The 4,614-nt window shown below is 59.0% G+C and carries 6 protein-coding genes; 4 read left to right on the top strand and 2 right to left on the bottom strand.

Going from position 1 to position 4,614, the window contains the following annotated elements:
• The first annotated feature begins 24 nt into the window (after window positions 1-24).
• Complete coding sequence (locus H0V78_14805; protein MBA2353001.1) at window positions 25-690, top strand: hypothetical protein; 666 nt, start codon at window positions 25-27, stop codon at window positions 688-690.
• A gap of 60 nt (window positions 691-750) precedes the next feature.
• On the opposite strand, the gene H0V78_14800 is transcribed toward H0V78_14805, so the two are convergent.
• Both H0V78_14800 and H0V78_14795 read right to left on the bottom strand, forming a co-directional pair.
• Window positions 751-1,194, bottom strand: a complete 444-nt coding sequence (locus H0V78_14800; GenBank protein MBA2353000.1) for a PIN domain-containing protein — start codon at window positions 1,192-1,194, stop codon at window positions 751-753.
• Window positions 1,191-1,421 (bottom strand): antitoxin, encoded by a 231-nt coding sequence (locus H0V78_14795; protein ID MBA2352999.1) that lies wholly within the window; start codon window positions 1,419-1,421, stop codon window positions 1,191-1,193. The genes H0V78_14800 and H0V78_14795 overlap by 4 nt, the downstream gene beginning before the upstream one ends.
• Window positions 1,422-1,701: 280 nt before the next feature.
• Here H0V78_14795 and H0V78_14790 point away from each other — a divergent pair, with 280 nt between their 5' ends.
• The 3 genes from H0V78_14790 to H0V78_14780 all read left to right on the top strand — a co-directional run bounded on the left by H0V78_14790 (window position 1,702) and on the right by H0V78_14780 (window position 4,419).
• The gene (locus H0V78_14790; protein MBA2352998.1) at window positions 1,702-1,899 is read left to right on the top strand and encodes a hypothetical protein; all 198 of its coding nucleotides are present in this window, start codon (window positions 1,702-1,704) and stop codon (window positions 1,897-1,899) included.
• Window positions 1,900-1,962: 63 nt separating this feature from the next.
• Entirely contained in the window at window positions 1,963-2,463 is a 501-nt protein-coding gene (locus H0V78_14785; protein MBA2352997.1) for a hypothetical protein, read from the top strand.
• Between the two features lie 426 nt (window positions 2,464-2,889).
• Window positions 2,890-4,419, top strand: coding sequence for a thiol oxidoreductase-like protein (locus tag H0V78_14780; protein MBA2352996.1), 1,530 nt, complete (start codon window positions 2,890-2,892; stop codon window positions 4,417-4,419).
• Window positions 4,420-4,614 lie beyond the last annotated feature (195 nt).

The raw sequence follows: 4,614 nt of genomic DNA, 5'->3' as shown, positions 1-4,614 counted from the left end.
AAGGCGCCGAAGAAGCCGATCGCGTTGTTGAAAGCCATTATCGCGTTCGGCCGGCACGAAGTGCCGCAGCGGCATCTGGCCGATGCGCTGTGGCCGGACGAGGAAGGCGACGCGGCCCAGGAAGCGCTGAATTCGGCCGTACACCGGTTGCGCAAGCTGCTCGGCGATAACGATTTGATCGTGGTCCGCGAAGGCTGCATCAGCCTGAACGAAAGCCGTTGCTGGGTCGATGCGTGGGCGTTCGAGCGCCTGATGACGCAGGCCGAAACCGCTCGCGGCGCAAACGGCGCTAACCGCGACGAGCCGGCCGCGGCATTCGACGCTGCGCTCGACAATTCGCTTGCGCTTTATCGCGGCGCTTTTCTCGCTGCCGATCTCGAAGAGCCATGGGCACTATCGACCCGCGAACGCCTGCGTGCGAAATTCATTCGTCATATCAGCGCGCGCTCCAAAGCGCTGATGCAAAAGGAGCGCTGGGAACAGGCGCTCGGATGCTATCAGCGCGGCCTCGAGGCCGACGATCTCGCCGAGGAGTTTTATCAAGGCATCATGCGCTGCTACCGGCAGCTCGAGCGCCGCGCCGAAGGTATCGCGGCTTATCGCCGGCTGCGCCAAACTCTGTCCGTCACCCTCGGCATCGCGCCTTCTCCCGCCTCGGATACGCTGTATGAATCGCTACGCGCAACGTGATCGGATTCTGTTATTGGATAGTTGAGTGCAACCGAATGAAGGAAGGCAGAACAGAGCCACTCATTCAGGCTGCGGAAGCAGTTCGATGAGCTTTTGGTCATCGCGCGTGGTGAGACCTGAAATTCCCTGATCGAAAGTCGCCAGTTTCCCTTTGTGATGCCTGGCCAAGCCGAGCAGATAGGCGTCGGTCACCTGTTTATGCCCGATGAGCCGCGGCCTGAAATCCGCAACGGATTCGCCGTAGCCCAGATCGTCGGGCCAAAAGCGATGATGGCGGTGTTTCAGGTTGTGCAGGAGCAATTCGAGCGCTATGTCGGGAACGACAGCATCCCTGGAGAACGCAGGGTTCGAGACGATACGCACGAATGCGGCTTGAGTAATGGGCGTCGTCGCCCAGTCGTTTCTGGAATTCTCCGCGAACCATTTCTGCGCCGCTTCGTGATGAATGTGGGCCGGCCACAACAGGCTCACGAGCACGTTGACATCGAGCAGAAAGCCGCTCACAGATCGTCTGTCTCGAGACGCTTGATTGAATCCGGAGTTACCCGCGGCGAATCGGCAGGTAATTCAAAGACGAGCAATCCATGGATTTCGCGTACGCCAGGCCGCGCTCGCAGCCCGCGCCGTACCAGGTCTGACACTGCCTTGCCGAGGGTTAGCGAGCGGTTTTTCGCGTAGTCTTTGGCGAGTTCGAAGACTTCGTCGTCTAAAGCCAGGGTCGTTCGCGGCATGATGCTTATCCTTGAATAGTGATGCTAATTTGCAGTTTATCACATCACTTTTAATATTTAGTCATCAGACTGGCTCGATTTATCTCGGCGTCGCGATCGATGTTTCGCTGCCGGCGCTCACTCTGACCAGTATCGAGCAACGACGTATTGGCGAGCGCAGTCGTTTTTCGACAGCCTAAATTCGCTTCGACCTTATCAGCAATTCTCAATCCGTAAGTTATCGGTAAACCCGCGCACACTAATCTGGCGTTGTCGGTAAAGCAGCGGAAGAACATCACACATGGACAGCTACATCGTTCGGATTTACCGCCGCAATCCGCAAGACCACGCGCACGTGGTCGGCATCGTGGAAACGGTGGAGCGCGGCACCAGTGCGAGCTTTACTGACATGCGGGGGCTTTGGGACATTCTCGCTGCGGTTTCGCCGAAAATCCGGCGACGCCCGCGTAAAGAGCGCCCCAAAATGCCGAAAGCATAAGCGTCGCGCAAGCTGGTGAAGACAATGCAAGCGGTCACATCGTAACCCCAGAGGAGAATCATCATGAGCACAGCATCTTTCAAACGCGCCGCGGGCAGCGCGGTATTCGGCAGCCTGATCGCCTTGGCAACAGCATGCGCGGTTGCGCCGGTTTCCGCAGCAGACAGCGGCAAATTCAACATGAAGTACACCGAGAACCAGCCGATACCGGTCGAAGACGCGCAAGGCCACGCGATCTATCTCGGCAATGCGAGCGGGCCGGCGATTGGCGGCTCGGTCGATGGCGCCAAAGTCTCGGCGCGCGAATTCGTCGATATCGTTAACGGGACCGGGTCGGGGCGCGGCTACACGACGATTTCAAAAGACGGCGAAACCGCGATCTATAAACACGAAGGCAAAATCAAAACGACGATGAGCGACAAAGGCCAGCCGGATACGCGCTTCGAAGGGGAGGCGGTGAACGTCAAACCGGGCCTCGGCAAAAAGATGGGCGAGAAGGTCGCATACAAAGGCTACTTCACGTCGCCGACCGACTACGTTGTCGAGTGGCGCGCGATAGAGTAGCGAGGAACTCGCTCCTGCAAGGCACGCAAGGGCGCGAAGCGGTTCGCGCCCTTTTTCATTTCGATGAGCGCAGGGCATGGCGTAGCCCGCATCAAACGCTGCGCAATCCGGGAAATTGATGTTCCCGGATTCGGCTTCACTGCGTCCGGGTTACGGTTGCAGATGCAGGGTTCGCGGACACCTCCTGATCGTGAATATTACACGGCGATTCCGCGCCATTGCATGCAGAGTTGACGTTCGCCATGACCTAAAGTGGTCTTCACTGCTTCCCTCGATTTCTAAACCGGCGGTGCAGAAGCATAGCTCGCGCTTATTGCGGCCCTGGAAGCGTCCAAGGAGATCATCATGCAACTCGCATACGAAATTTATCGAAACGCTTCAACGCGGAATCTGCTGCCGCTCCTCATCTCCTTGTGGCTACTGACCATGTCGGACGTACCGGCCCATGCCCAAAGCATCGACAAAACTAGGGCGCCGAATCTCGCCGACGATGGCATCGCCAAATCGCTCGCCGAGCAAATCGGCGCCGGCCGCGGCGATCTGGCAACGCCGAACTCTTCGATTTTCATTATCAATCGCGATCCGTTTCGTTCGGTACGACGCGGCCGCCAATTATTCCAGCGCAAGTTCACCAGGGCCGAAGGCCTTGGACCGGCTGTCGGCGATGGCGCGGGTGACATCAATAGCAATCTCGCGATCGGCGCCGGCTTTGCTGATAGCTGCGCGGCTTGTCATGGGCGTCCGCGTGGTTCCGGTGGCGTCGGCGGGACGGTCGCCACCCGGCCGGACAGCCGCGATGCGCCGCATTTGTTCGGCCTTGGTTTGAAGGAAATGCTTGCCGACGAGATCACCGCTGATTTACGACACACGCGGGACCTCGCCATTGCCGGCGCCAAGGCGGGCCGCAAAGCGATTACCGTGCCGTTGAGCAGCAAGGGAATTTACTACGGGTTCATTACTGCCAGCCCCGATGGCTCGATCGACACGACCTGGGTGCAGGGCGTCAATGCCGACCTCAGGCTGCGCCCATTCTTTGCGCACGGCGATACCATCTCGATTCATGAATTCGTCGTCGGCGCCTTGCAGGATGAAATGGGATTACAGGCGGTCGATCCCGATCTGGCGAGCGCCGCCGCGGGTGGAAAGATAACGACGCCGTCCGGAATGGTGCTCGATGGTTCGGCCGACCGGATCAAGGCGCCGCCCAAAAACGCCGCGGCAGACCCGGATCAGGATGGCGTTTCCAACGAAATACCGGTAAGTCTTGTCGATCATCTCGAGTTTTACCTGCTTAATTATTTCAAGCCGGGAACGTACGAGCAGGACCAGACGACGGCACGCGGCCTCAAGATTTTTCACCGCATCGGCTGCGGCGGCTGCCACATTCAGGATCTGCCGATCAGGCGCGACAGACGTGTTGGAGACGTCGAGACGGTTTACGATACTGAGCGTGGTATTTTCAACAACCTGTTCGCGACCGCCGCCACATCCATCAAAATCAAGGATGACGGAAGCGGCTGGCCCGCCTTGAAACAGCCGAAGCTGGAGCCGTTTCTGGTCAGGAATATCTTTACCGACTTCAAACGCCACGATGTCGGCGCCGGCTTTTACGAGCGCGACTACGACGGCACACTGCGCAAGGAATTCTTGACCACGCCGCTATGGGGCGTCGGCAGCACTGCACCTTACGGCCACGATGGGCGCAGCATCAATCTCAGCGAAGCGATCCTGCGTCACGGCGGCGAGGCCCGGGTGGCGCGAGATCAATTCGCGCAGCTCGGAGACAATGCGCGCGGCGCATTGCTCGGCTTTCTCAATTCGCTGATTATTTTTCCGCCCGACGATACCGCGTCGAATCTGAATCCAGGCGACCGCAACGCGGCAGGCTTTCCGCAATTCGGACATGGCAACATCCGGTTGCCGGTGCTATTCAACGACCCGACGGATCTTGAATAGCGGCGCCGGCCGGAATGAGGAGGCTTAGCGCGGCGCGGCGCCACTAACTGAAACCGGTGCGGAGCGTTGTTGGCCCCATCCGAGCCGCCGCAATCCGCATTGTTATCGCGCGCACCGAACCGCCGCTAGTCTTTTAGCGCCGCTGCGATCTCTTCCACCAAACCCGGGCCGCGGTAAACAAGGCCGGTATAAATC

The sequence above is a fragment of the Burkholderiales bacterium genome (assembly GCA_013695435.1).
Lineage (GTDB): Bacteria > Pseudomonadota > Gammaproteobacteria > Burkholderiales > JACMKV01 > JACMKV01.
The sequence above is the reverse complement of the archived record's forward strand: the minus strand, read 5'-3'. Positions and strand labels throughout refer to the sequence as shown.